The organism is Streptomyces sp. NPDC059816, from assembly GCF_042732055.1.
Taxonomy (GTDB): domain Bacteria; phylum Actinomycetota; class Actinomycetes; order Streptomycetales; family Streptomycetaceae; genus Streptomyces.
Window position 1 is genome coordinate 149,140 of the sequence record NZ_JBHWIQ010000017.1, and the last position, 23,647, is coordinate 172,786.

Sequence of the window (23,647 nt, forward strand, 5' to 3'; positions counted from 1 at the left end):
TGTATACGCCCGAAACGGCCGTAAAACGAACGCCCCGGCTGCACAGAGGCGTGCCGCCGGGGCGAACGGGTGGTGCGAGCGGATGGCTCCGCCGGGGTCTAGCGCTTGCTGTACTGCGGAGCCTTGCGGGCCTTCTTCAGACCGGCCTTCTTCCGCTCGACCGCGCGGTCGTCGCGACGCAGGAAGCCGGCCTTCTTGAGGGCGCCGCGGTTGTTGTCCACGTCGGCCTCGTTCAGCGCACGGGCCACGCCGAGGCGCAGGGCACCGGCCTGACCGGAGACACCGCCGCCGGAGATGCGGGCGACGACGTCGTAGCGGTCGTCCAGCTCCAGAACCTTGAACGGCTCGTTGACTTCCTGCTGGTGCACCTTGTTGGGGAAGTAGTCCTCAAGGGTGCGACCGTTGATCTTCCACTTGCCGGTGCCCGGAACGATCCGGACGCGGGCGATGGCGTTCTTGCGACGGCCCAGGCCCGCAGCCGGCTGCGGGTCGCCGAAGCGGCCCGCCAGGCTCTCGGACGTGTAGTCGCCCTCGACGGGGATCTCCGTCTCGGTGGTGTACTGCTCTACGTCAACAACCTCGGTCTCGTCGAGAGGCTGCTCAACGGTGGTCTCGGCCACGATTCTCCTCAGATTCTGTTCAGTCTTAGGGGTGGCCGGAACTACTGCGCGACCTGGGTGATCTCGAACGGCACCGGCTGCTGGGCAGCGTGCGGGTGCTGGTCGCCCGAGTAGACCTTCAGCTTCGAGAGCATCTGACGGCCGAGGGTGTTCTTCGGCAGCATGCCCTTGACGGCCTTCTCGACGGCCTTCTCGGGGTTCTTGGCGAGCAGCTCGTCGTAACGGACGGAGCGCAGACCACCCGGGTAGCCAGAGTGGCGGTACGCCATCTTCTGGGTCTTCTTGTTGCCGGACAGGTGCACCTTGTCCGCGTTGATGATGATGACGAAGTCACCGGTGTCGACGTGGGGCGCGTAGATCGGCTTGTGCTTGCCCCGGAGAAGGGACGCGGCGGTCGACGCCAGACGGCCCAGGACGATGTCCTGGGCATCGATGACGTGCCACTGGCGGGTGACATCGCCGGGCTTGGGGCTGTACGTACGCACGGTTCGTAGCCTTCGCTTCTTCAGTGAGTGGGTCCTGACAAGGCCACCGAAAACGATCACGACAGCCATGGCCGCACATCGGTGACGCAACCGAGTGCTTGCCGCTGGTCATCAGCCCGGTGGACCGGTGTAAGGGCCCCTCACGTGAGAATGAGCAAGCCAATACACATAACGAAGCAGAAGAATACCCACCCCCACCCGGACGGGTCAAAACGATCGTGGTCGATGACCGTCCCGGACGGCCCGGACGGCCCCCGAATCCCGCCAGTACACTGCGGCCCATGAGTTTTGGGCAGGGGCAGGGGGGACCCTCGTGGGACTCCGGCAACCCGAACACACCACAGCAACCGGACACCCCGGACTGGGCGGCCCTCGCGGACGCCTCCGCCAGCCGCAACCGCCGCAAGCGCCTGCTCCTCGTGGGCGGCGCGGTCCTCGCCACCCTGGCGGTCGGCGCGGCCGTCGCGGCGGCGGTCGTGAACGCGGACGGGGACGACACGGGTGACGCGCGCCCCAGCTCGCTGCCGCCCTCCGTCTCCGATCCGGCGAGCGACAGCAGCGGCCCCGGCCCCTCCTTCGAGGCGACCACGCCCCCGCCCCCGCCGGACCCCAAGGACTTCATCTCCAGCGCGGACAAGGACAAGGCACCGATCAGCGCGGACACCCTCTTCCCCGACTCCCGGCTGACCGTGGGGCCCCTGGTCTACGAGAAGGGTGCCACCAGCAGCACCGACAGCTGCGCCAGCGTCACCCGCGGTGACCTCGGCAAGGTCCTCACCGGCAACGGCTGCACCCGGCTGATGCGGGCCACCTACACCAGGGACGGCATGGCCGTCACCGTCGGTGTCGCCCTGTTCGAGGACACGGCGAAGGCGACCAGGGCCAAGGACCAGACCGACCGGGGCAACCTGCTCTCCCTCAGCGGCTCCGGCGTCTCCGGCTTCTGCAACACCACGATCTGCCGGACGACCGTGAACGCGTACGGCCGGTACGCGTACTTCACGGTCGCCGGGTACACCAGCGGCAAGAACGTGACCCCGCAGGACCGCGCGGTCTACCGCACCGGCGACGACCTCGCCGAGTTCGCCTTCCGGCAGATCATCCGCCGCGGGGAGGCCCAGGCGTCCGCCGCCGCCGAGAAGCCGCTGTGACGCACCGCCGCGGGGTCAGCAGCACCCCGCGGCGCCCGCACCCGGCAGCGTCCGCTTGTTGCGGGCCTCCCGACTGCGTGCGGCGAGCAGGTCGTCAGCGGGGTAGGCGACCTCCTCCAGGGTCAGCCCGTGCGGACGGACCACGTGCACCGCGGAGTCCCGCACCCCGGCCGCCAGCACCTTCGCGGGCCACTCGGGGCCCCGGTGCCCGTCCCCGACGAACAGCAGCGCCCCGATCAGCGAGCGCACCATGTTGTGACAGAACGCATCGGCCCGCACCGTCGCGGTGACGATGCCCTCGGCGTCCCGTTCCAAGTGCAGCTCCTGGAGGGTGCGGATGGTGGTGGCCCCCTCACGCCGCTTGCAGTACGCGGCGAAGTCGTGCTCCCCGACGAGTCCGCGGGCCGCCTCGTTCATCGCCTCGACGTCCAGCGGCCAGTCGTGCCACAGCACGTGCCCGCGCAGCAGCGGGTCCACCCCGCCCGGGTGATCGGTCACCCGGTACGCGTACCGCCGCCAGATCGCCGAGAACCGGGCGTTGAACCCGGCGGGGGCCGGCGCGACCCGCCACACCCGCACGTCCTTCGGGAGCCGCCCGGCGAGCCGCTTCAGCAGCTTCTCGCGGTGCTCCTCCCACACCCCGACCGGCAGGTCCACGTGGGCGACCTGGCCCCGCGCGTGCACCCCGGCGTCGGTACGGCCGGCGACGGTCAGCTCGTAGGAGGCGTCCCCCGACCGGGTAACGGTCCGCAGGGCGTCCTCGACGACGCCCTGTACGGTGCGCCGCCCGCCGGCCTGCTTGGCCCACCCCGAGAACTCCGCACCGTCGTACGACAGGTCCAGCCGCACCCGGACGAACCCGGGCTCCACCTCGTCACTCACACCCTCATCCTCCCAGCTCACAGGGGTACGAACGGAAGACAGACGAAAGCGGGCCCGCCCCGGGAAAGGGGCGGACCCGCTCAGGCACGCATCAGCGTCAGGCGTCCTTGGACTCGCCCTCGGCGGGCTTGGCGTCCTCGACGACCTCGACGGTCTCGTCGGCCTTCGTCTCGGCGACGTCCTTCTTCAGGGCGTCCTCCTTGACGGCGCGCTTGGTCGCGGCCTCGGCCTCACCGGTGGCCTCCTGCGCCACGGTCAGCGCCTCCACCAGCTCGATGACCGCCATGGGCGCGTTGTCGCCCCGACGGTTGCCGATCTTGGTGATACGGGTGTAGCCACCCGGGCGGTTCTCGTAACGCGGGCCGATCTCCGTGAAGAGCGTGTGCACGATGCTCTTGTCGGTGATCACCTGGAGCACCTGGCGGCGGTTGTGAAGGTCACCCTTCTTCGCCTTGGTGACCAGACGCTCGGCGTAGGGCCGCAGACGGCGGGCCTTCGCCTCGGTGGTGGTGATGCGGCCGTGCTCGAAGAGCGACTTGGCGAGGTTCGCCAGCAGCAGCTTCTCGTGCGCGGCGCTGCCGCCCAGACGGGCACCCTTGGCGGGCTTCGGCATGGTGTTTCTCCTTGTGTGCTGCACCGGCCGTGTCAGGTACCGATGACAGTTCCCGCGAGGCGGCCGCCCCACGGAAGCGTGGTGGTGTGTTCCAGCCCGTCCGGCGCTTGAGGACAAGGCCGCAGGCCGGGCCGGAACAGAACCACCCACCGGCGGAAAGCCCGAGTACCCCCGGGCCCCGCCGGACGGCGACTAGTACTGCTCGGTCTCCACGAACCCGGCATCCGCGTCGTCGTCCGCGCCGAACGCGTCCGCAGCGGCGGTCGGGTCGAATCCGGGCGGGCTGTCCTTGAGCGCCAGGCCCATGCCGGCCAGCTTCGCCTTGACCTCGTCGATGGACTTCGCACCGAAGTTGCGGATGTCCAGCAGGTCCGCCTCGGACCGGGCGACGAGCTCACCCACGGAGTGGATGCCCTCGCGCTTGAGGCAGTTGTAGGAGCGGACGGTGAGTTCCAGCTCCTCGATCGGCAGCGCGAGGTCGGCGGCCAGGGCGGCGTCCGTGGGGGACGGGCCCATGTCGATGCCCTCGGCGTCGATGTTCAGCTCGCGGGCGAGACCGAACAGCTCGACCAGGGTCTTGCCGGCCGACGCCATGGCGTCACGGGGACGCATGGCCTGCTTGGTCTCGACGTCGACGATCAGCTTGTCGAAGTCGGTGCGCTGCTCGACTCGGGTGGCCTCGACCTTGTACGTGACCTTGAGGACCGGCGAGTAGATCGAGTCGACCGGGATGCGGCCGATCTCCTGGCCGACCTGCTTGTTCTGCACGGCGGAGACGTAGCCGCGACCGCGCTCGACGGTCAGCTCCATCTCCAGCTTGCCCTTGCCGTTGAGCGTGGCGAGGACGAGGTCGGGGTTGTGGACCTCGACACCGGCCGGGGGCGCGATGTCGGCGGCGGTGACCAGGCCCGGGCCCTGCTTGCGCAGGTACATCACGACCGGCTCGTCGTGCTCCGAGGAGACGACCAGCTGCTTGATGTTGAGGATCAGGTCGGTGACGTCCTCCTTGACGCCCGGCACGGTGGTGAACTCGTGCAGGACCCCGTCGATCCGGATGGACGTGACCGCCGCACCGGGGATCGAGGAGAGGAGCGTACGGCGCAGGGAGTTGCCGAGGGTGTAACCGAAGCCCGGCTCCAGCGGCTCGATCACGAACCGGGAACGGAACTCGTCGACGACCTCTTCGGTCAACGAGGGACGCTGAGCGATCAGCATGGGGTGATCAGATCCTTCTGTCGTGGACGCCCGCTATTTGACGTCCGACGGTTACTGCGTAGAACAAGGGTACGGGCGGCACGCCCCAGGAAGGCAGCGTGTCGCCCGAAGTCCTCACCAACCACAGATGCGTGACGCACCTGAGGTCAGACGCGCCTCCGCTTGGGCGGACGGCAGCCGTTGTGCGGAGTCGGGGTGACGTCCTGGATGGAGCCGACCTCAAGACCGGTGGCCTGGAGCGAACGGATCGCGGTCTCACGGCCGGAGCCGGGACCCTTGACGAACACGTCCACCTTGCGCATGCCGTGCTCCTGCGCGCGGCGGGCGGCCGACTCGGCGGCCATCTGCGCGGCGAACGGAGTCGACTTGCGGGAGCCCTTGAAGCCGACGTGGCCGGCGGAGGCCCAGGAGATCACGTTGCCCGTGGGGTCCGTGATCGAGACGATCGTGTTGTTGAACGTGCTCTTGATGTGCGCGTGGCCGTGAGCGACGTTCTTCTTTTCCTTGCGGCGCACCTTCTTGGCGGCACCCTGACGACCCTTGGGGGGCATCTGTTTCTCCTACGGGAGGTGGTCGGTCCTACAGCGAAGACCGCTGACTAGCGTCCGCTGAGGACTACTTCTTGCCCGGCTTCTTCTTACCGGCAATGGCGCGACGCGGGCCCTTGCGGGTGCGGGCGTTGGTGCTGGTGCGCTGTCCGTGGACGGGCAGGCCGCGACGGTGACGGAGACCCTGGTAGCAGCCGATCTCGACCTTGCGGCGGATGTCCGCCTGGATCTCGCGACGGAGGTCACCCTCGGTCTTGAGGTGGTTGTCCACGTACTCGCGGATCTTGACCAGCTCTTCTTCGGAGAGGTCGCGAACGCGGGTGTTCGGGTTCACACCGGTCTCGGCCAGCGTCTGCTGGGAAAGGGTCCGGCCGATGCCGAACACGTAGGTGAGGGCAACCTCCACGCGCTTTTCGCGCGGGATGTCAACACCGGAAACGCGTGCCATTCAATGGCTCCAGTTGATATTCGGAGGTCTTCCGCAGGACCGGTCCCCTCCGCCGACCCCTTCGGGTGGTACGGAGCGGGTCCCCGGCCTCCGACCGGGGGTGTCGGACCGCTGACGGCCCGGGTCCTGCGTATGTACATGTCTGCTGCGTCGCGCGAGTTCTGCGGGTGCAGAAGGTGCGGTCGTGCGTCAGCCCTGGCGCTGCTTGTGGCGCGGGTTGTCGCAGATGACCATGACCCGACCGTGACGGCGGATCACCCTGCACTTGTCGCAGATCTTCTTGACGCTCGGCTTGACCTTCATGGGTGTGAGGTTCTCCGGGTCAGTGCCATCACCCCGAACGCGGACCGAACGGTCCGATCCCGGGGGTAGGGCAAGATCTACTTGTAGCGGTAGACGATCCGGCCACGCGTCAGGTCGTACGGAGACAACTCCACCACGACCCGGTCGTCAGGGAGGATGCGGATGTAGTGCATGCGCATCTTGCCGCTGATGTGTGCCAGGACCTGGTGGCCGTTCTGGAGCTCGACCTTGAACATGGCGTTCGGAAGAGACTCGACGACAGTGCCCTCGATCTCGATGGCACCTTGCTTCTTGGCCACGCTTCGCCCTTCGAATCGACTACCTTGGCCGGCCCCACTTCCCCCGGCGACCACATGCGGACATGCAGACATGCGGGTACAAGAGGGCCGACGAGTCAGTCTACGTCAGCGCCCCAGGAAAGACGAATCGAGGAATGATGCCCCACGACGGAGATCCTTAAGCGAACCGACACGGGGCCACCACTCCCGTGGACGTGCACGTCACGACCCCCGCGGGGCCGGGCCGGGCGGTCAGGCCAGCGGGTCCGGGGCGGCCGTGATCCCGTATTCGGCGAGCTTCGCCCGTCCGCAGTCGGGGGCGGTGAGCACCAGCGGACCCTCCTCGGTCAGCGCCACGGAGTGCTCCCAGTGCGAGGACCAGGTGCCATCGGTGGACACCACCGTCCACTCGTCCTCCAGCACCGCGGTCTTCGGCGTGCCGAGCGACACCATGGGCTCGATGGCCAGGCAGAACCCGGGCACCAGCTTGGGCCCCTTGCCCCGGCGGCGCTCCACGTAGTTCAGCAGGTGCGGGTCCATGTGCATCTCGGTGCCGATGCCGTGCCCGCCGTAGTCCTGGACGATGCCGTACTTGCCGCCGCCGACCCGCGGCTGGCGGCGGATGTACGTCTCGATCGCCCGGGAGATGTCCACCAGGCGGTTCCCCGCCTTCATCGCGGCGATCCCGGCCCACATGGACTCCTCGGTCACCCGGGACAGCTCGACCAGCTCCGGAGCGTGTCCGGACCCGACGAACGCGGTGAACGCGGCGTCGCCGTGCCAGCCGTCCACGATCGCCCCCGCGTCGATCGAGATCAGGTCGCCGTCCTTCAGGACCACCTCGTCGCTCGGGATGCCGTGGACGACGACCTCGTTGACCGAGGTGCAGATGGTGGCCGGGAAGCCGCCGTAGCCGAGGAAGTTCGAGGTGGCCCCGTGCTCGGCGATGACCTTGCGGGCCACCTGGTCCAGGTCCTTGGTGGTGGCCCCGGGGACCGCGGCCTCACGCGTGGCCGCGTGCACCGCGGCTACGACCAGGCCCGCCGCCCTCATCTTGGCGATCTGGTCGGGGGTCTTGATCTGCACCATGGCGGCAGGGGCCTTTCTGCAACGGTTCTCGGTCCCTCCCCACGATAGTTCCCTCCGGGGGGCTCGTCGGCGGGTGCGCTGTGGTGACCCGCGCCGTTCCCCGCGCCCCCTCCGGTACCTCCACCTGGCGGTGCGCTGTCCCCTGCGGGTGCGCTGTGCTTGCTCGCGCAGTTCCCCGCGCCCCTATCGGGACCCGACCCGGCGCGGGTCCGCTGTCCCCTGCGGGTGCGTGGGGGTTGCTCGCGCAGTTCCCCGCGCCCCTATCGGGGCCCGACCCAGCGCGGGTGCGCTGTCCCCTGCGGGTGCGTGGGGGTTGCTCGCGCAGTTCCCCGCGCCCCTGTCGGGGCCCAACCTGCGGACGACGGCGGCGGGAAGGAGCGCCCCTTCAGGGGCGCGGGGAACTGCGCGAATCGCACCGCGCACGTGAGCCGAACCACGCACGGGATCCGGACGCACCCGACAAGGGGCGCGGGGAACTGCGCGACAGCGGGACGCACCCCGCAGAACAGCGCACAGGCAACCGCAGCGGGAACGGAACGGGCCCCGGTGGGGGAACCTGGGAGGGTTCCCGCGCCGGGGCCCGGACGGAGCAAACGTCAACGCATTACCGCGAGGTCAACGCGGACATCGCCCGCGCAGTGACCTCCTCGACCTTCCCGAGCGCGGAGATGGTCACGACCAACCCCTGCTCCCGGTAGTAGTCGATGATCGGCTCGGTCTGCGTGTGGTAGACCTCCAGCCGCTTGCGCACGGTGGTCTCGCTGTCGTCCTCACGCTGGTACAACTCCCCGCCGCAGACGTCGCAGACGCCCTCGGTCGCGGGCTGCTTGTACGTCACGTGGAAGACGTGGCTGGAGTCCTTGCGGCAGATGCGCCGCCCGGCGATCCGCTTGACCACCTCGTCCTCGGGGACCTCAAGGTCCAGGACCGCGTCCAGCTTCATGGACTCGGCCGCGAGGGTCTCGTCCAGCGCCTCGGCCTGCGAGACGTTCCGCGGGAACCCGTCCAGCAGGAAGCCGCGTTCGGCGTCCGGCTGCTCCATGCGGTCCTTGGCCATCCCGATGGTGACTTCGTCCGGAACCAGGTTGCCCGCGTCCATGTACGACTTGGCCTGCTTGCCGAGCTCCGTGCCCTGGCTGATGTTGGCACGGAAGAGGTCGCCCGTGGAGATGTGCGGGATCGACAGGTCCTTGGCGAGGAACGCAGCCTGCGTACCCTTGCCTGCACCGGGCGGCCCGACGAGGACGATTCGCATCAGCGGAGGAACCCTTCGTAATTGCGCTGCTGGAGCTGGCTCTCGATCTGCTTCACCGTCTCGAGGCCCACGCCGACGATGATCAGGATGCTGGTGCCACCGAACGGGAAGTTCTGATTGGCACCGAAGCCCGCCAACGCCATTGTTGGCACCAGAGCGATCAGCCCCAGATACAGCGAACCCGGCCAGGTGATCCGGTTGAGTACGTAGCTCAGATACTCAGCGGTCGGTCGGCCAGCCCGGATGCCCGGGATGAAGCCACCATACTTCTTCATGTTGTCCGCGACTTCCTCGGGGTTAAACGAGATCGCGACATAGAAGAAGGCGAAGAAGACGATCAGCAGGAAGTACGTGGTGATGTACATCGGAGAGTCCATCTCCGCGAGGTTCCGCTCGATCCAGGTCTTCCAACCCGACGTGCCGCCCGCGAACTGGGCCACGAGTGCCGGGATGTACAGCAGTGACGAGGCGAAGATGACCGGGATCACACCCGCCTGGTTGACCTTCAGCGGAATGTATGTGGAGGTGCCGCCGTAGGACCGGCGGCCGATCATCCGCTTCGCGTACTGCACCGGGATGCGGCGTTGGGCCTGCTCGACGAAGACCACGAGGGCCACCATCACCAGGCCGACCAGGATGACGACGCCGAACTCGATCCAGCCGTCGGCCAGCTTGCCCTGCTCCTTGATCGTCCACAGCGCCCCGGGGAAGGTCGCGGCGATCGAGATGAACATGAGGATCGACATGCCGTTGCCGATGCCGCGGTCGGTGATGAGCTCACCGAGCCACATGACGACGGCCGTTCCGGCGGTCATCACGATGACCATCGTGACGGTGGTGAAGATCGACTGGTCGGGGACGATGTCCCCGGCGACGGCACAACCCTGGAACAGGGTGCCAGTGCGCGCGGTGGCGACGAGTCCGGTGCCCTGGAGGACGGCCAGAGCCATCGTCAGGTACCGGGTGTACTGCGTGATCTTCGCCGTACCGGCCTGGCCCTCCTTCTTGAGGGCTTCCAGCCGCGGGATGACCACGGTCAGCAGCTGGAGGATGATGCTCGCCGTGATGTACGGCATGATGCCTAGCGCGAAGACCGTGATCTGCAGCAGCGCGCCGCCACTGAGCATATTGACCAGTCCGAAAAGGCCCTGGCTGGATTTGGCCTGGTCTACACAGATCTGGACACTCTGATAGTCGACGCCGGGAATTGGCACGTGTGTACCAATCCGGTAGATGACGATGATGCCGAGCGTGAAGAGCAGCTTCTTGCGCAGGTCGGGCGTCTTGAACGCCCGGGAGAACGCGCTGAGCACGGTGCCTCCTGCGACCCCCGCGCACGTGCGTCAGAGGTGACGGTCTTGAGGTTTCGACGTATGGGTAAGGAACAGATAGACAACAACGCTCGCCACCTTACCGGCGACCGCACGCCCCTTGGAACGACCAACCGGGGATACCCCTTTTGTGGGGTATCCCCGGTCGGGATCGATCAGGTCATCGTGGCTCAGACGAGCTCGGTGACGGTACCGCCGGCAGCGGTGATCTTCTCCTTGGCGGATCCGGAGACGGCGTCAACCGTCACCGTCAGCGCCACGGAGACCTCGCCCTGTCCGAGGACCTTGACGAGACTGTTCTTACGGACGGCACCCTTGGCGACCAGGTCGGCAACGGTGACCTCCCCACCCTCGGGGTAGAGGGCGGCGAGCTTGTCCAGGTTCACGACCTGGTACTCGGTCCGGAAGGGGTTCTTGAAGCCCTTGAGCTTCGGGAGACGCATGTGGAGGGGCATCTGGCCACCCTCGAAGCGCTCCGGAACCTGGTAACGGGCCTTGGTGCCCTTGGTACCACGACCGGCCGTCTTACCCTTCGACGCCTCACCACGACCGACACGGGTCTTCGTGGTCTTGGCGCCGGGGGCGGGACGGAGGTTGTGGAGCCGCAGCGGGTTCTGCTCCGCCATGATCAGTCGACCTCCTCGACCGTCACGAGGTGGCGGACGGTCTGCACCATGCCGCGGAACTCGGGACGATCATCCTTGACGACCACGTCGTTCAGGCGCTTGAGCCCGAGCGAACGCAGGGTGTCACGGTGGTTCTGCTTGCTACCGATGTACGACTTCGTCTGCGTGATCTTGAGGCGAGCCATTACGCACCCGCTCCCGCACGTGCACGCAGCAGGGCCGCGGGGGCCACGTCCTCGAGGGGCAGACCGCGGCGGGCCGCGATCTCCTCGGGACGCTGGAGGCCCTTGAGGGCCGCCACGGTGGCGTGCACGATGTTGATCGCGTTGTCGGAGCCGAGCGACTTCGACAGGATGTCGTGGACGCCGGCGCACTCGAGCACCGCGCGCACCGGGCCACCGGCGATAACGCCCGTACCGGGGGAAGCAGGCTTGAGCAGGACGACGCCCGCAGCCTTCTCGCCCTGGATCGGGTGGGGGATGGTGCCCTGGATGCGGGGGACCTTGAAGAAGTGCTTCTTGGCCTCCTCAACGCCCTTGGCGATGGCGGCCGGCACCTCCTTGGCCTTGCCGTATCCGACACCCACGGTGCCGTCACCATCGCCCACCACGACCAACGCGGTGAAGCTGAAGCGACGACCACCCTTCACAACCTTGGCGACGCGGTTGATCGCGACGACGCGCTCAACGTACGCGGTCTTCTCGGCGGCAGCTGCGCCGCCGTCACGGCCCTTCCGGTCCCGCCGCTCGCCGCCACCGGCACCGCCACCGCGGCGCTGGGGTCCAGCCATTGGAATTACCTCTCTCTGTTTCCGCTAGCTACGAGGGCTGGCTAGAACTTCAGCCCGGCCTCGCGGGCGGCGTCGGCCAGGGCGGCGATGCGCCCGGCGTACTGGTTGCCGCCGCGGTCGAACACGACGGTCTCAACGCCGGCGGCCTTGGCGCGCTCGGCGACCAGGGAACCGACCTGCTTGGCCTGCGCCGACTTGTCACCCTCGCCACCACGAATGCTGGTGTCCAGGGTCGACGCGGACGCAAGGGTGTGACCCTTGAGGTCGTCGATGACCTGAGCGATGATGTGACGGTTCGAGCGCGTCACGACCAGGCGAGGACGCTCGGCCGTACCGGAAACCTTCTTGCGAATCCGGATGTGACGGCGCTTGATCGCGGCGCGCTTGTAGGCGTCGCCCTTGGCGATCTTCGTTCCGTATGCCATGGCTTACTTACCCGCCTTTCCGACCTTGCGGCGGATGACTTCGCCCTCGTACTTGACGCCCTTGGCCTTGTACGGGTCGGGCTTGCGAAGCTTGCGGATGTTGGCCGCGACCTCGCCGACCTTCTGCTTGTCGATGCCCTCGACCGAGAGACGGGTCGGGGACTCCACCTTGAAGGTGATGCCCTCGGGCGCCTCGACCGTGATCGGGTGGCTGTATCCCAGCGCGAACTCCAAGTTGGAGCCCTTCGCCTGGACGCGGTAACCGACACCGCTGATTTCGAGCTTCTTCACGTAGCCCTGGGTCACGCCGGTGATCATGTTCGCCACCAGCGTGCGGGACAGGCCGTGGAGGGCCTTGTTCTGCCGCTCATCGTTGGGGCGGGTCACCTGGAGGGTGCCGTCTTCGCCCTTTTCGATCGCGATCGGGGCCACAACGGTGTGGGTCAGGGAACCCTTGGGGCCCTTCACCTGAACCGTGGGACCGTCGATGGTGACGTCCACGCCGGCGGGAACCGTGATGGGGAGCTTGCCAATACGCGACATAGCTGTTTCCTCCGTTCCCTTCCGCTACCAGACGTAGGCGAGGACTTCCCCACCCACGCCCTTCTTGCCGGCCTGCTTGTCGGTGAGGAGCCCGTGCGACGTGGAGATGATGGCCACGCCCAGGCCGCCGAGCACCTTCGGCAGGTTGGTGGACTTCGCGTACACCCGGAGTCCGGGCTTGGAGATCCGCTTGATGCCCGCGATGGAGCGCTCACGGTTGGGGCCGAACTTCAGCTCCAGGACGAGGTTCTTGCCGACCTCGGCGTCCTCGACCTTCCAGCCCGTGATGAAGCCCTCCTGCTGGAGGATCTCCGCGATGTGAGACTTGATCTTGCTGTGCGGCATGCCCACGGAGTCGTGGTACGCCGAGTTCGCGTTACGCAGACGCGTCAACATGTCTGCGATCGGATCAGTCATGGTCATGAATTGGCCTTCGGCCTCTCTCGCCGGGGTTTCCTGTATGCGCCATCCCTCTCCCCACACAGGGGCGGGACGGGTGCGGCGCGGGGACCTACGGCGTAGTAAGCGTTGTCAGCGGGCCGTGAGGCCCGCGTGTGTACGGGCGGCAGACGCCCAACCCTCCTAGCCTAAGCCATGGAGGGCCGGGCCCCTGCCTGCCCTATGCCTACCGAGAGCGTCCGGTCGTTCCCCGAAGGGGGAACTACCAGCTGCTCTTGGTCACGCCCGGCAGCTCGCCGCGGTGAGCCATCTCACGAAGGCACACGCGGCAGAGGCCGAACTTGCGGTAGACGGAGTGCGGACGACCGCAGCGCTGGCAGCGCGTGTAGCCACGCACACCGAACTTGGGCTTGCGGGCGGCCTTGGCAATCAGAGCCTTCTTCGCCATCTCGCTCACGCCTCCTTGAAGGGGAAGCCGAGGTGACGGAGGAGCGCGCGGCCCTCAGCGTCGTTGGTCGCCGTGGTGACCACGGTGATGTCCATACCCCGGACGCGGTCGATCTTGTCCTGGTCGATCTCGTGGAACATGACCTGCTCCGTGAGACCGAAGGTGTAGTTGCCGCGGCCGTCGAACTGCTTCGGCGACAGGCCACGGAAGTCGCGGATGCGCGGGAGCGCGAGCGACAGGGTGCGGTCCAGGAACTCCCACATGCGGTCACCACGGAGGGTGACGTGGGCGCCGATCGGCTGACCCTCACGCAGCTTGAACTGCGCGATGGACTTGCGGGCCTTGGTCACGGCGGGCTTCTGACCGGTGATCGTGGTGAGGTCCTTGATGGCACCCTCGATCAGCTTGGAGTCGCGGGCGGCGTCGCCCACACCCATGTTGACCACGATCTTGACGAGGCCCGGCACCTGCATGACGTTCTCGTGCGAGAACTCCTCACGCAGCTTGCCGATGATCTCCTCGCGGTACTTCGTCTTGAGACGCGGGATGGTGGTGGTCGTCATCAGATGTCCTCACCCGTCCGCTTGGCAACGCGGATCTTGTTGCCCTCGTCGTCGAAGCGGTACCCGACGCGGGTGACGACCTTCGTGCCGTCCTTCTCCACGACGAGCTGAACGTTGCTCACGTGAATCGGGGCCTCGGTGGTCACGATGCCGCCGGCCTGGGAGCCGCGGGCCGTCGGACCGGCCTTGGTGTGCTTCTTGACCCGGTTGACACCCTCGACCAGGACGCGGTCCTCGCGGGGGAAGGCCGCGATGACCTTGCCCTGCTTGCCCTTGTCCTTACCGGTGATGACCTGTACCAGGTCGCCCTTCTTGATCTTCATGCTTACAGCACCTCCGGCGCGAGCGAGATGATCTTCATGAACTTCTTCTCGCGCAGCTCACGGCCGACCGGGCCGAAGATACGGGTGCCGCGGGGGTCGCCGTCGTTCTTCAGAATGACGGCGGCGTTCTCGTCGAAGCGAATGTACGAGCCGTCGGGACGGCGGCGCTCCTTGACGGTGCGAACGATGACGGCCTTGACGACGTCACCCTTCTTCACGTTGCCACCGGGGATCGCGTCCTTGACGGTGGCGACGATGACGTCACCGATGCCCGCGTAGCGACGACCCGAGCCACCGAGAACACGAATGCAAAGGATTTCCTTCGCGCCCGTGTTGTCGGCGACGCGCAGTCGCGACTCCTGCTGGATCACGTCTATCTCCTGTTTGTCTGCCGGTTCCCGGCGAGCTCCGTAAAACGTTCTACGGAGCTCGCCGAGCCTGGCGGAACGGTACTCGTGGGGTTACCCCCGACGAGTTGTTTACTTGGCCTTCTCGAGGATCTCGACGATGCGCCAGCGCTTCGTCGCGGACAGCGGCCGGGTCTCCATCAGGAGGACACGGTCGCCGACACCCGCGGCGTTCTGCTCGTCGTGCGCCTTGAGCTTGTTCGTACGGCGGATGACCTTGCCGTACAGGGCGTGCTTCACGCGGTCCTCGACGGCGACGACGACGGTCTTGTCCATCTTGTCGCTGACGACAAGACCCTCACGGGTCTTGCGGAAGCCGCGGGCGGCGTTCTCTTCAGTCACGTTCTTCTCGCTCATCAGGCGTTCTCCACCGTCTCGATGCCGAGCTCACGCTCACGCATGAGGGTGTAGATCCGGGCGATGTCCTTGCGGACGGCCTTGAGCCGGCCGTGGTTCTCGAGCTGGCCCGTCGCCGCCTGGAAGCGGAGGTTGAACAGCTCTTCCTTGGCCTCGCGGAGCTTGTTGAGGAGCTCCTCGTTGCCCAGCTCGCGCAGCTCGGACGCCTTGGTACCGGCCGACATCACGCTTCACCTGCCTCGCGCCGGACAATGCGGCACTTCATCGGAAGCTTGTGAGCAGCGCGGGTAAGCGCCTCACGCGCAATCTTCTCGTTCGGGTAGGACAGCTCGAACATCACCCGGCCGGGGTGAACGTTCGCGACCCACCACTCGGGCGAACCCTTACCGGAACCCATGCGGGTCTCGGCGGGCTTCTTCGTCAGCGGGCGGTCCGGGTAGATGTTGATCCAGACCTTGCCGCCACGCTTGATGTGACGGGTCATCGCGATACGAGCGGCCTCGATCTGACGGTTCGTCACGTAGGCCGGGGTAAGCGCCTGAATGCCGTACTCGCCGAACGCGACCGTCGTCCCGCCCTTGGCCTGACCACGCCGCTTGGGGTGGTGCTGCTTGCGGTGCTTGACCCTACGGGGGATCAGCATGGGTCAGCCCTCCGTTCCGGTGCTCTCAGCGGCCGGAGCGGCGGTCTCGGCGGGAGCCTCGGCCTTGGGAGCCTCGGCAGCCCCACCGGACTGCTGCTGCGGCCGACGGCCACGGCCGCCGCGCTCGCCACCGCGGCCACCACGGCCACCGGCGGGACGGTCGGCACCGCCACGGGCCGGGCGGTTGCCGGCACGGGCGGCGGCGTTCTCGGCGCGGACCTCGGCGATGTTCTTGACGTCGCCCTTGTAGATCCACACCTTGACGCCGATGCGACCGAAGGTGGTCTTGGCCTCGAAGAAGCCGTAGTCCACGTTCGCACGGAGCGTGTGCAGGGGCACGCGGCCCTCGCGGTAGAACTCCGAGCGGGACATCTCGGCGCCGCCGAGACGGCCACCGCACTGGATCTTGATGCCCTTGGCGCCCGCCTTCATCGCCGACTGCATGCTCTTACGCATGGCACGGCGGAAGGAGACGCGGGAGGACAGCTGCTCGGCGACGGCCTGGGCCACCAGCTGAGCGTCCGTCTCCGGGTTCTTGACCTCGAGGATGTTCAGCTGGACCTGCTTGCCGGTCAGCTTCTCCAGGTCGCCGCGGATACGGTCGGCCTCGGCGCCGCGGCGGCCGATGACGATGCCCGGACGCGCGGTGTGGATGTCGACGCGGACGCGGTCACGGGTGCGCTCGATCTCCACCTTCGAGATGCCGGCGCGCTCCATGCCGGACGTCATCATCCGACGGATGGCGACGTCTTCCTTGACGTAGTCCTTGTACAGCTTGTCGGCGTACCAACGGGACTTGAAGTCCGTGGTGATGCCGAGCCGGAACCCATGCGGGTTAACCTTCTGGCCCATTACCGGGTTCCTTCCTTGCTGCTGACGACCACGGTGATGTGGCTGGTCCGCTTGCGGATCCGGTAGGCACGGCCCTGAGCACGCGGACGGAACCGCTTCAGGGTCGGGCCCTCGTCGACGTACGCTTCGCTCACGACGAGCGAAGTGGCGTCCGTGTGGTCGTAGTTGTGCGCGGCGTTGGCAATGGCGCTGTCCAGCACCTTGCCCACCGGCGCACTCGCGGCCTGCGGGGCGAAACGCAGGACCGCCTGAGCCTCCGTGGCGTCCATGCCACGGATCAGGTCCACCACTCGGCGGGCCTTCATGGGCGTGACGCGGATGTACCGCGCCTGGGCCCTGGCTTCCATGGTTGTCCCTTCAGTGTCTGACACGTTCGTCATAGGTCGTTCACCCGCTGTTAGCGGCGCTTCGACTTCCGGTCGTCCTTGACGTGACCCCGGAAGGTGCGCGTCGGCGAGAACTCGCCGAGCTTGTGGCCGACCATCGACTCGGTGACGAACACCGGGATGTGGGTCTTGCCGTTGTGCACCGCGATCGTGTGGCCGAGCATGGCCGGGACGATCATCGAGCGACGGGACCAGGTCTTGATGACGTTCTTGGTGCCGGCTTCGTTCTGTACGTCCACCTTCTTGATCAGGTGGTCGTCGACGAAGGGCCCCTTCTTGAGACTGCGCGGCATCTGAACCCGCTCCTAGCGCTTCTTGTTCGTCTTGCGGCGGCGGACGATGTACTTGCTCGACGCCTTCTTGGGCGAGCGAGTACGACCCTCCTTCTGACCCCACGGGGAGACCGGGTGGCGACCACCGGAGGTCTTACCCTCACCACCACCGTGCGGGTGGTCAACCGGGTTCATCGCCACACCGCGGACGGTCGGGCGAACGCCCAACCAGCGCTTACGACCGGCCTTGCCCCAGTTGATGTTCGACTGCTCGGCGTTGCCGACCTCGCCGACGGTGGCGCGGCAGCGCACGTCGACCAGGCGGATCTCTCCGGACGGCATGCGGAGGTGGGCCATAGCGCCCTCCTTCGCCAGCAGCTGCACGGAGGCACCGGCGGAGCGGGCGAACTTGGCGCCGCCGCCCGGACGCAGCTCGATCGCGTGGATCGTGGTACCGACCGGGATGTTGCGCAGGGCAAGGTTGTTGCCCGGCTTGATGTCGGCCCCGGGACCGTTCTCGACGCGGTCACCCTGCGACAGGTTGCGGGGGGCGAGGATGTAACGCTTCTCGCCGTCCGCGTAGTGCAGCAGCGCGATGCGCGCGGTGCGGTTGGGGTCGTACTCGATGTGCGCGACCTTCGCCGGCACGCCGTCCTTGTCGTGCCGACGGAAGTCGATGACGCGGTAGGCGCGCTTGTGTCCGCCACCCTGGTGGCGAACGGTCACACGACCGGCGTTGTTACGGCCGCCCTTGCTGTGCAGGGGGCGGACCAGCGACTTCTCCGGCGTGGACCGCGTGATCTCGACGAAGTCGGCGACGCTGGAGCCACGACGGCCCGGAGTCGTCGGCTTGTACTTGCGGATACCCATTTCTCAGTCCTCGTCCGATATCGGACCAGGGCGCTCCGTTAGGAGGCCTGGCCGAAGATGTCGATACGGTCGCCCTCGGCGAGGGTCACGATGGCGCGCTTGGTGTCCGCGCGCTTGCCGAAACCGGTGCGGGTGCGCTTGCGCTTGCCCTGGCGGTTGATCGTGTTGACCCCGGTGACCTTGACCTCGAAGACCGCCTGGACGGCCTGCTTGATCTGGGTCTTGTTGGCCCGCGTGTCAACGACGAACGTGTACTTGTTCTCGTCGAGCAGCGCGTAGCTCTTCTCCGAGACGACCGGCTTGATCAGCACGTCACGGGGGTCCGTGAACGACTTGCTCAGCGGGGTCTCGACGGTGTTCTTGCCCTCGGTGGCGTGACGCTTCGCCTTGGCGATGCGCGCGGCCTTGGCGGCCTTGGCCGCCTTGGGGGCGATGCTCGGGTGACGCGTGGCCATCAGGCGTCACTCCCTTCGGTCTCAGTGGCCGTGGCGGGGCCGGACACGAAGGACTCGAAGGCGGCCTGGGTGAAGACCACGTCCTCGGAGCGGATCACGTCGTACGTGTTCAGCTGGCCCGGCTCCAGGAGGTGAACCTGGGGCAGGTTGCGGGCGGACAGCCACGCGGCCTCGTCGGCACGGTCGACGACCAGGAGCACGTTCTTGCGCTCGCTGATCTTGCCGAACAGCGTCCGGGCGGCCTTCGTGGAGGGGTTGTCGCCCTCGATCACGCCGGTGACGACGTGGATGCGGTTGTTGCGGGCCCGGTCGGTGAGGGCACCGCGCAGGGCGGCGGCCTTCATCTTCTTCGGGGTCCGCTGCGAGTAGTCACGCGGCACGGGACCGTGCACGACGCCACCACCGGCGAACTGCGGAGCGCGGGTCGAACCCTGGCGGGCGCGGCCGGTGCCCTTCTGGCGGTACGGCTTGCGGCCACCGCCGCGGACCTCGCCGCGCGTCTTCGTCTTGTGCGTGCCCTGACGGGCAGCGGCCAGCTGAGCGACGACGACCTGGTGGATCAGCGGAATGCTGACCTTCGCGTCGAAGATCTCCGAGGGGAGTTCGACGGTCCCGGCCTTGTCGCCCGCGGGCGAAAGGATGTCAATGGTGCTCATCGTTACCTCAGGCCCCCTTGGCCGCAGTGCGGACCAGGACGAGGCCGCCGTTCGGACCAGGAACCGCGCCCTTGATGAGGAGCAGGCCCTTCTCCGCGTCAACGGCGTGGACGGTCAGGTTCTGGGTGGTGACCCGCTCGTTGCCCATGCGGCCCGCCATGCGCAGGCCCTTGAACACGCGACCCGGGGTGGCGCAGCCACCGATGGAGCCGGGCGAGCGGTGCTTGCGCTGGGTGCCGTGTCCGGCGCCGAGGCCCCGGAAGTTGTGGCGCTTCATGACACCGGCGAAGCCCTTGCCCTTGCTCTTGCCGGTGACGTCAACCTTGACGCCCGACTCGAAGGTCTCGGCAGTGAGCTCCTGGCCGAGGACGTACTCGCTGGCGTCAGCGGTACGGATCTCGACGAGGTGGCGGCGGGGGGTGACGTCGGCCTTGGTGAAGTGGCCCTTGAGGGGCTTGTTCACCTTGCGCGGGTCGATCTCGCCGAAGGCGATCTGGACCGACTCGTAGCCGTCGACGTCATTCGTACGGACCTGGGTCACGACGCAGGGTCCGGCCTTGACCACGGTCACCGGGACGACACGGTTGTTCTCGTCCCAGACCTGGGTCATGCCGAGCTTCTCGCCCAGGATGCCCTTGATCTGCTTGGTCATCTCGTTACACCGACCCCTCAGAGCTTGATCTCGATGTCGACGCCGGCCGGAAGGTCGAGTCGCATCAAAGAGTCAACGGTCTTGGGCGTCGGGTCGAGGATGTCGATCAGGCGCTTGTGCGTGCGCATCTCGAAGTGCTCGCGCGAGTCCTTGTACTTGTGCGGCGACTTGATGACGCAGTACACGTTCTTCTCAGTGGGAAGCGGCACCGGGCCCGCGACCGACGCACCAGTGCGAGTCACCGTCTCGACGATCTTCTTCGCCGAAGAGTCGATGACCTCGTGGTCGTAGGCCTTGAGCCGGATGCGGATCTTCTGTCCCGCCATGGCTACTTCGTAGTCCTGTCTATGGGGAAACGCTCTGGTACCCGGAGAGCCGTTCCGGTTCCCTCCGCCGACCCACGCGGTCGGGCGTGTCGCGGTCCCGCTGACATGAATGTCCCTTGGGGGGACGTCCCTGCGAGGGGATCGCGGTCACAGACCGCGGGCCGGGGATGAAACACCCGCCGGGTGCCTGGCTGGTACCCCGCTCACACTTCCCGAAAGATTCCCGTACGTCCGCCCCAGCGCTGCCTGACGACAGATAAGGGCGACGAGTACTGTGGGACTCGCTTCCAGTCCTCCCGGCGGGAGGCGTGCAGCATCGATACTCAACCGAGCAACCCCGACAGTCTGCCATACGGGGCGCGACCCTGGCCAATCGAGCCGTAGAGCGTACCCCAGGCCACTCTGGGCTACACACAGGTGCCGCTCCGACACCACGGCGATCCCCCGAAACCCCGGCCGACCTCCCCGTTCACCCGGTCGGCGGGGCCCTCCGGCTGGCCGCTCGAACGGCTGCCCCGCTTAGCGTTCTGACGCGTACGCGACGAAATTGGCCCACGCTGCGGGGGCGAACCCTAGGCGGGGGCTCTGGGCGGTCTTCGAGTCCCGCACGAGAACGGCACCCGGGGCGTCCGCCACCTCTACGCAGTCGCTCGGGTTGCTGCTGTCGCTGTGGCTGCTCTTGAACCACGCCGGCTCGGGGCGGGGCTCGCTAATCACGACGCGGCGGTGTGCGTGACGAAGTGAGCCCACGCCTCCGAGTCGAAGCCCAGGTGACCGCCGCCGACGTTCTTGGAGTCCCGCACCAGCACCGAGCCCGGGGCCACAGCGACCTCGACGCACTCGCTGCCGTTGCTGCTGTCGCTGTGACTGCTCTTGAACCACACCAGCTCGGAAGTGGCCCCGTAAGTGGATTTGCGGCTCATGTCACTCCCAGCAGATCGCGGATGTAGACCATGGACTCCCAAGGCTTGAGAGCCTGGGATCGGATCATGCCATACCTCAGTTCAAGGATCCTGAGCTGCTTCGGATCGCTCACAGGGCGGCCGTTGTACGCACCCTCTGAACGGCCGACGGCGGAGCCATCCGGGAACTTGAGCACTTGGATGCCTCCGTCGATGCCTGCGTGCTCTTCCGTGTCGGTCGGCATCACCTGGATGGTGACGTTGCACAACTCGCCTACTTCCAACAGACGTTCGAGCTGCTGGCGCAGTACCAGTCTGCCCCCGAGGGGGCGCCTGAGCGTCACCTCTTCCAAGACAAAGCTGAGCGTCGGCGCCGGAGAACGTTCGAAGATCCCGTGCCTGGCGATGCGGGCAGCCACTCCGCGCTCCACCTCATCCATCGGATAGGCGGGCTGCCTCATCGAGATCAGGGCGTGAGCGTACTGTTTCGTCTGCAAGAGGCCGTGCAGGTCATGGCTCCCATAGAAGAGGATCTCCACAGCCTGCGCTTCCATCCTGGCGAGGTCCCGAACCTTCTTCGGGTACCGGGCCTCCGCGAGCTCCTTCTTCAGGGCGGCGATCTTGCCGCCCGCACCCAGCGCCTTGTCCGCCTTGTCCAGGTACTCGGGCCTGGCGATGCGCGCCCCGCGTTCGACCTTGTGGACCAGGTCCTCGCCGTAGCCGATCAGGGCGCCGAACTCCCCGGCCCTCAGCCCCGCGCCCACGCGCCAAGCCTTCAACTGGCCGCCGGCCATCTCCACGACCGACGCGATCTCGTCGTCCGGGGCGACGTCCCAGCCGTCCTCGTCGCACCCGTCCGTCGTCCCGGCTGCGTCCGCCGTCGTCTCCGTCGTCACGCTGTCCACCCCAGGCCACCTCCGCACATTCCGGCCCCGCTCCTCGGCCCGACGCACTCCCCCGCCCGCGGGGGCGACCGCACAGTCACCGTGCGTGCGACCCATGTCACTAACAGGCTAATCATCACCAGTGACAGTGAGTGAGCGGAACCGAGAAATCCCCGAACCTAGTCCATATGGCCAGAGCAGCCCATGTTCCGTATGGCAACGATGTGTTCGGCCGCCTCGCAGACGTTTTGCCGACGGCGGCTGGCTTCCGGAACTATGGCCGCATGGCCTCCTTGAAGCAGTTCGACCCCGCGTCCGGGACCCGGGACTTCCTTGCCGCCGAGTTCGAGCGTCGTGAGCACGCGTTCGCAACCATCCGTACCGTGTTCTCCCGCTACGGCTTCCAGCCGCTCCAGACACCCGCCTTCGAGCGGCTTGACGTACTCACCGGGAAGTACGGCGACGAGGGCGACAAGCTCATCTTCAAGATTCTCCGCCGCGGTGAACACGAGGCCACAGGAGAGGCCGACCTCGCCCTCCGCTACGACCTGACCGTTCCCCTGGCCCGCGCGGCGGCGGCCTACGGCAGCCAGCTCCCCTCGCCGTACAAGCGGTACGCCATCGCTCCCGTGTGGCGGGCGGACCGGCCCGGCAAGGGGCGGTTCCGCGAGTTCGTCCAGTGCGACCTGGACATCGTCGGATCGTCGTCGCCGCTGTCGGACGCCGAGGTCGTCCTCGCCCTGCACGACGCCCTGGAGGCGCTGGGTGTACCCGGGTTCCGCTTCCTGGTGAACTCCCGCCAGGTGCTGTTCGGGCTTCTGGAGGCGTACGGCGTACCGGACGATCTCGGCTCCGGCGCGCTGATCACGCTGGACAAGCTCGACAAGCTGTCCCCTGAAGCCGTCGTGACCGAGCTCGTGGACAGCCGTGGGCTCGACCCTGAGGTGGCACGGGGGTTGGTGGATGACCTCACCGCCCCCGACGCCGTCACACGTATCAGGGGTGAGCTGAAGGCCAGCGAGGCCGGGCAGGCCGGACTGGACGAGGTGGACCGGCTGCTTGAGCTCACCAGTGGTGCGATTCCGACCGAGCGCATCGGATTCGCGCCCAACCTCGTGCGAGGGCTGGACTACTACACCGGAATCATCTTCGAGGTGGTCGCACCGGGCATGCCCGGTTCCATCGCGTCCGGCGGCCGGTACGACGGGCTCATCGGTCGGCTCGGCGGCAAGGACTCCCCCGCCTGCGGCGGCTCCCTGGGCATCGAACGCATCCTGCCCCTCATCTCGCAGACCGACGAGGCCGCCTACTCACAGATCGACGTGGCCGTCACGATCATGGGCGAGGAGCAGGCCACAGACAGCTTCCGCCTCGCGGCTGAGATCCGCCGCGCAGGAATCCGTACCGGTGTCTACCTCGGGGCTAGTGGGAAGTTCGCCAAGCAGATGAAGTGGGCCAGCGACCAAGGGGCCCGATTCTGCGTGATTTACGGCGCTGCCGAACGAGAAGCCGGTACGGTCACACTGCGGGACATGGAGAGCGGTGAACAAGTCCAGGTCCCGTTCGAGCAGGGCGCCGCGGAACTCGCGCGGCGGTGCGCACCATCCAGTTGACGCAGCGGACCCATTCCGCTGCCGACCTGTTCCGAGG

At 67.2% G+C, this 23,647-nt stretch carries 38 protein-coding genes; 2 read left to right on the forward strand and 36 right to left on the reverse strand.

Features of this window, described 5'->3' with window-relative positions:
• Positions 1-98 precede the first annotated feature (98 nt).
• Positions 99-620 carry a 30S ribosomal protein S9 gene (gene rpsI, locus ACFV88_RS22780; RefSeq protein ID WP_385493592.1) on the reverse strand — a complete coding sequence of 174 codons (522 nt, stop codon included), beginning with the start codon at positions 618-620 and terminating at the stop codon, positions 99-101.
• 41 nt (positions 621-661) lie between these two features.
• Positions 662-1,105 carry a 50S ribosomal protein L13 gene (gene rplM / locus ACFV88_RS22785; RefSeq protein ID WP_385493593.1) on the reverse strand — a complete coding sequence of 148 codons (444 nt, stop codon included), beginning with the start codon at positions 1,103-1,105 and terminating at the stop codon, positions 662-664.
• A gap of 281 nt (positions 1,106-1,386) precedes the next feature.
• On the opposite strand from rplM, the gene ACFV88_RS22790 reads away from it, so the two are divergent.
• Positions 1,387-2,256, forward strand: coding sequence for a hypothetical protein (locus tag ACFV88_RS22790; protein ID WP_385493594.1), 870 nt, complete (start codon positions 1,387-1,389; stop codon positions 2,254-2,256).
• Positions 2,257-2,271: 15 nt separating this feature from the next.
• Here the strand turns inward: ACFV88_RS22790 and truA are convergent, their stop codons facing one another.
• The 34 genes from truA to ACFV88_RS22960 all read right to left on the reverse strand — a co-directional run bounded on the left by truA (position 2,272) and on the right by ACFV88_RS22960 (position 22,009).
• Positions 2,272-3,138: a tRNA pseudouridine(38-40) synthase TruA gene (gene truA / locus ACFV88_RS22795; RefSeq protein ID WP_385493596.1), complete on the reverse strand. Its 867-nt coding sequence runs from the start codon at positions 3,136-3,138 to the stop codon at positions 2,272-2,274.
• Positions 3,139-3,235: 97 nt separating this feature from the next.
• The gene (gene rplQ / locus ACFV88_RS22800; protein ID WP_385493597.1) at positions 3,236-3,751 is read right to left on the reverse strand and encodes a 50S ribosomal protein L17; all 516 of its coding nucleotides are present in this window, start codon (positions 3,749-3,751) and stop codon (positions 3,236-3,238) included.
• A 192-nt stretch (positions 3,752-3,943) separates the two neighbouring features.
• Entirely contained in the window at positions 3,944-4,966 is a 1,023-nt protein-coding gene (locus tag ACFV88_RS22805) for a DNA-directed RNA polymerase subunit alpha (protein ID WP_003966937.1), read from the reverse strand.
• A gap of 146 nt (positions 4,967-5,112) precedes the next feature.
• Positions 5,113-5,517: a 30S ribosomal protein S11 gene (gene rpsK, locus ACFV88_RS22810; protein ID WP_003948617.1), complete on the reverse strand. Its 405-nt coding sequence runs from the start codon at positions 5,515-5,517 to the stop codon at positions 5,113-5,115.
• A gap of 64 nt (positions 5,518-5,581) precedes the next feature.
• On the reverse strand, positions 5,582-5,962 hold the full coding sequence (gene rpsM, locus ACFV88_RS22815) for a 30S ribosomal protein S13 (RefSeq protein WP_385493598.1): 381 nt from the start codon (positions 5,960-5,962) through the stop codon (positions 5,582-5,584).
• 189 nt (positions 5,963-6,151) lie between these two features.
• The gene (rpmJ, locus tag ACFV88_RS22820; RefSeq protein WP_003974245.1) at positions 6,152-6,265 is read right to left on the reverse strand and encodes a 50S ribosomal protein L36; all 114 of its coding nucleotides are present in this window, start codon (positions 6,263-6,265) and stop codon (positions 6,152-6,154) included.
• 77 nt (positions 6,266-6,342) lie between these two features.
• Positions 6,343-6,564, reverse strand: coding sequence for a translation initiation factor IF-1 (gene infA, locus ACFV88_RS22825; RefSeq protein WP_003948620.1), 222 nt, complete (start codon positions 6,562-6,564; stop codon positions 6,343-6,345).
• Between the two features lie 231 nt (positions 6,565-6,795).
• Positions 6,796-7,632, reverse strand: a complete 837-nt coding sequence (map, locus tag ACFV88_RS22830) for a type I methionyl aminopeptidase (protein WP_385493600.1) — start codon at positions 7,630-7,632, stop codon at positions 6,796-6,798.
• A gap of 604 nt (positions 7,633-8,236) precedes the next feature.
• A complete protein-coding gene (locus ACFV88_RS22835) occupies positions 8,237-8,887 on the reverse strand; it encodes an adenylate kinase (RefSeq protein WP_385493601.1) in 651 nt (216 codons plus the stop codon).
• A complete protein-coding gene (gene secY, locus ACFV88_RS22840; RefSeq protein WP_385493602.1) occupies positions 8,887-10,200 on the reverse strand; it encodes a preprotein translocase subunit SecY in 1,314 nt (437 codons plus the stop codon). Before secY ends, ACFV88_RS22835 begins: the two co-directional genes overlap by 1 nt.
• A 188-nt stretch (positions 10,201-10,388) precedes the next feature.
• The gene (gene rplO / locus ACFV88_RS22845) at positions 10,389-10,844 is read right to left on the reverse strand and encodes a 50S ribosomal protein L15 (protein WP_385493604.1); all 456 of its coding nucleotides are present in this window, start codon (positions 10,842-10,844) and stop codon (positions 10,389-10,391) included.
• Between the two features lie 2 nt (positions 10,845-10,846).
• Positions 10,847-11,029: a 50S ribosomal protein L30 gene (rpmD, locus tag ACFV88_RS22850; RefSeq protein WP_031096390.1), complete on the reverse strand. Its 183-nt coding sequence runs from the start codon at positions 11,027-11,029 to the stop codon at positions 10,847-10,849.
• Positions 11,029-11,634: a 30S ribosomal protein S5 gene (gene rpsE / locus ACFV88_RS22855; RefSeq protein WP_016645168.1), complete on the reverse strand. Its 606-nt coding sequence runs from the start codon at positions 11,632-11,634 to the stop codon at positions 11,029-11,031. The genes rpmD and rpsE overlap by 1 nt, the downstream gene beginning before the upstream one ends.
• 41 nt (positions 11,635-11,675) lie before the next feature.
• On the reverse strand, positions 11,676-12,059 hold the full coding sequence (gene rplR, locus ACFV88_RS22860) for a 50S ribosomal protein L18 (RefSeq protein WP_385493605.1): 384 nt from the start codon (positions 12,057-12,059) through the stop codon (positions 11,676-11,678).
• A gap of 3 nt (positions 12,060-12,062) precedes the next feature.
• A complete protein-coding gene (rplF, locus tag ACFV88_RS22865; RefSeq protein WP_385493606.1) occupies positions 12,063-12,602 on the reverse strand; it encodes a 50S ribosomal protein L6 in 540 nt (179 codons plus the stop codon).
• Positions 12,603-12,626: 24 nt separating this feature from the next.
• Entirely contained in the window at positions 12,627-13,025 is a 399-nt protein-coding gene (gene rpsH / locus ACFV88_RS22870) for a 30S ribosomal protein S8 (protein WP_043443042.1), read from the reverse strand.
• 238 nt (positions 13,026-13,263) lie between these two features.
• Positions 13,264-13,449 (reverse strand): type Z 30S ribosomal protein S14, encoded by a 186-nt coding sequence (locus ACFV88_RS22875; protein ID WP_003948630.1) that lies wholly within the window; start codon positions 13,447-13,449, stop codon positions 13,264-13,266.
• Between the two features lie 5 nt (positions 13,450-13,454).
• Positions 13,455-14,012, reverse strand: a complete 558-nt coding sequence (gene rplE, locus ACFV88_RS22880) for a 50S ribosomal protein L5 (protein ID WP_385493607.1) — start codon at positions 14,010-14,012, stop codon at positions 13,455-13,457.
• Positions 14,012-14,335 carry a 50S ribosomal protein L24 gene (rplX, locus tag ACFV88_RS22885; protein ID WP_055622535.1) on the reverse strand — a complete coding sequence of 108 codons (324 nt, stop codon included), beginning with the start codon at positions 14,333-14,335 and terminating at the stop codon, positions 14,012-14,014. The genes rplE and rplX overlap by 1 nt, the downstream gene beginning before the upstream one ends.
• A 2-nt stretch (positions 14,336-14,337) precedes the next feature.
• Positions 14,338-14,706, reverse strand: a complete 369-nt coding sequence (gene rplN, locus ACFV88_RS22890) for a 50S ribosomal protein L14 (RefSeq protein ID WP_003998823.1) — start codon at positions 14,704-14,706, stop codon at positions 14,338-14,340.
• 108 nt (positions 14,707-14,814) lie between these two features.
• Positions 14,815-15,099, reverse strand: a complete 285-nt coding sequence (gene rpsQ, locus ACFV88_RS22895; RefSeq protein ID WP_073792871.1) for a 30S ribosomal protein S17 — start codon at positions 15,097-15,099, stop codon at positions 14,815-14,817.
• Positions 15,099-15,323, reverse strand: coding sequence for a 50S ribosomal protein L29 (rpmC, locus tag ACFV88_RS22900; protein WP_059079052.1), 225 nt, complete (start codon positions 15,321-15,323; stop codon positions 15,099-15,101). Before rpmC ends, rpsQ begins: the two co-directional genes overlap by 1 nt.
• Complete coding sequence (gene rplP / locus ACFV88_RS22905) at positions 15,323-15,742, reverse strand: 50S ribosomal protein L16 (protein WP_033319640.1); 420 nt, start codon at positions 15,740-15,742, stop codon at positions 15,323-15,325. Before rplP ends, rpmC begins: the two co-directional genes overlap by 1 nt.
• Before the next feature lie 3 nt (positions 15,743-15,745).
• A complete protein-coding gene (rpsC, locus tag ACFV88_RS22910) occupies positions 15,746-16,594 on the reverse strand; it encodes a 30S ribosomal protein S3 (protein ID WP_385493609.1) in 849 nt (282 codons plus the stop codon).
• Positions 16,594-16,941: a 50S ribosomal protein L22 gene (gene rplV, locus ACFV88_RS22915; RefSeq protein ID WP_385493610.1), complete on the reverse strand. Its 348-nt coding sequence runs from the start codon at positions 16,939-16,941 to the stop codon at positions 16,594-16,596. Before rplV ends, rpsC begins: the two co-directional genes overlap by 1 nt.
• 50 nt (positions 16,942-16,991) lie before the next feature.
• Positions 16,992-17,273, reverse strand: coding sequence for a 30S ribosomal protein S19 (rpsS, locus tag ACFV88_RS22920; protein WP_003948639.1), 282 nt, complete (start codon positions 17,271-17,273; stop codon positions 16,992-16,994).
• 12 nt (positions 17,274-17,285) lie between these two features.
• A complete protein-coding gene (gene rplB / locus ACFV88_RS22925) occupies positions 17,286-18,122 on the reverse strand; it encodes a 50S ribosomal protein L2 (protein ID WP_385493612.1) in 837 nt (278 codons plus the stop codon).
• Between the two features lie 38 nt (positions 18,123-18,160).
• Positions 18,161-18,577 carry a 50S ribosomal protein L23 gene (gene rplW, locus ACFV88_RS22930; RefSeq protein ID WP_385493613.1) on the reverse strand — a complete coding sequence of 139 codons (417 nt, stop codon included), beginning with the start codon at positions 18,575-18,577 and terminating at the stop codon, positions 18,161-18,163.
• Positions 18,577-19,233, reverse strand: coding sequence for a 50S ribosomal protein L4 (gene rplD / locus ACFV88_RS22935; RefSeq protein WP_385493614.1), 657 nt, complete (start codon positions 19,231-19,233; stop codon positions 18,577-18,579). The genes rplW and rplD overlap by 1 nt, the downstream gene beginning before the upstream one ends.
• Positions 19,234-19,240: 7 nt before the next feature.
• Positions 19,241-19,885, reverse strand: a complete 645-nt coding sequence (gene rplC, locus ACFV88_RS22940; RefSeq protein ID WP_385493616.1) for a 50S ribosomal protein L3 — start codon at positions 19,883-19,885, stop codon at positions 19,241-19,243.
• Between the two features lie 17 nt (positions 19,886-19,902).
• Positions 19,903-20,211, reverse strand: a complete 309-nt coding sequence (rpsJ, locus tag ACFV88_RS22945; RefSeq protein ID WP_003948644.1) for a 30S ribosomal protein S10 — start codon at positions 20,209-20,211, stop codon at positions 19,903-19,905.
• Between the two features lie 519 nt (positions 20,212-20,730).
• Entirely contained in the window at positions 20,731-20,928 is a 198-nt protein-coding gene (locus tag ACFV88_RS22950; RefSeq protein ID WP_385493617.1) for a DUF397 domain-containing protein, read from the reverse strand.
• Entirely contained in the window at positions 20,925-21,134 is a 210-nt protein-coding gene (locus tag ACFV88_RS22955) for a DUF397 domain-containing protein (RefSeq protein WP_385493618.1), read from the reverse strand. The genes ACFV88_RS22950 and ACFV88_RS22955 overlap by 4 nt, the downstream gene beginning before the upstream one ends.
• Positions 21,131-22,009, reverse strand: coding sequence for a helix-turn-helix domain-containing protein (locus ACFV88_RS22960; protein ID WP_385493665.1), 879 nt, complete (start codon positions 22,007-22,009; stop codon positions 21,131-21,133). Before ACFV88_RS22960 ends, ACFV88_RS22955 begins: the two co-directional genes overlap by 4 nt.
• 272 nt (positions 22,010-22,281) lie before the next feature.
• On the opposite strand from ACFV88_RS22960, the gene hisS reads away from it, so the two are divergent.
• Positions 22,282-23,610, forward strand: coding sequence for a histidine--tRNA ligase (gene hisS, locus ACFV88_RS22965; RefSeq protein WP_385493620.1), 1,329 nt, complete (start codon positions 22,282-22,284; stop codon positions 23,608-23,610).
• The last annotated feature ends 37 nt before the right edge of the window (positions 23,611-23,647 follow it).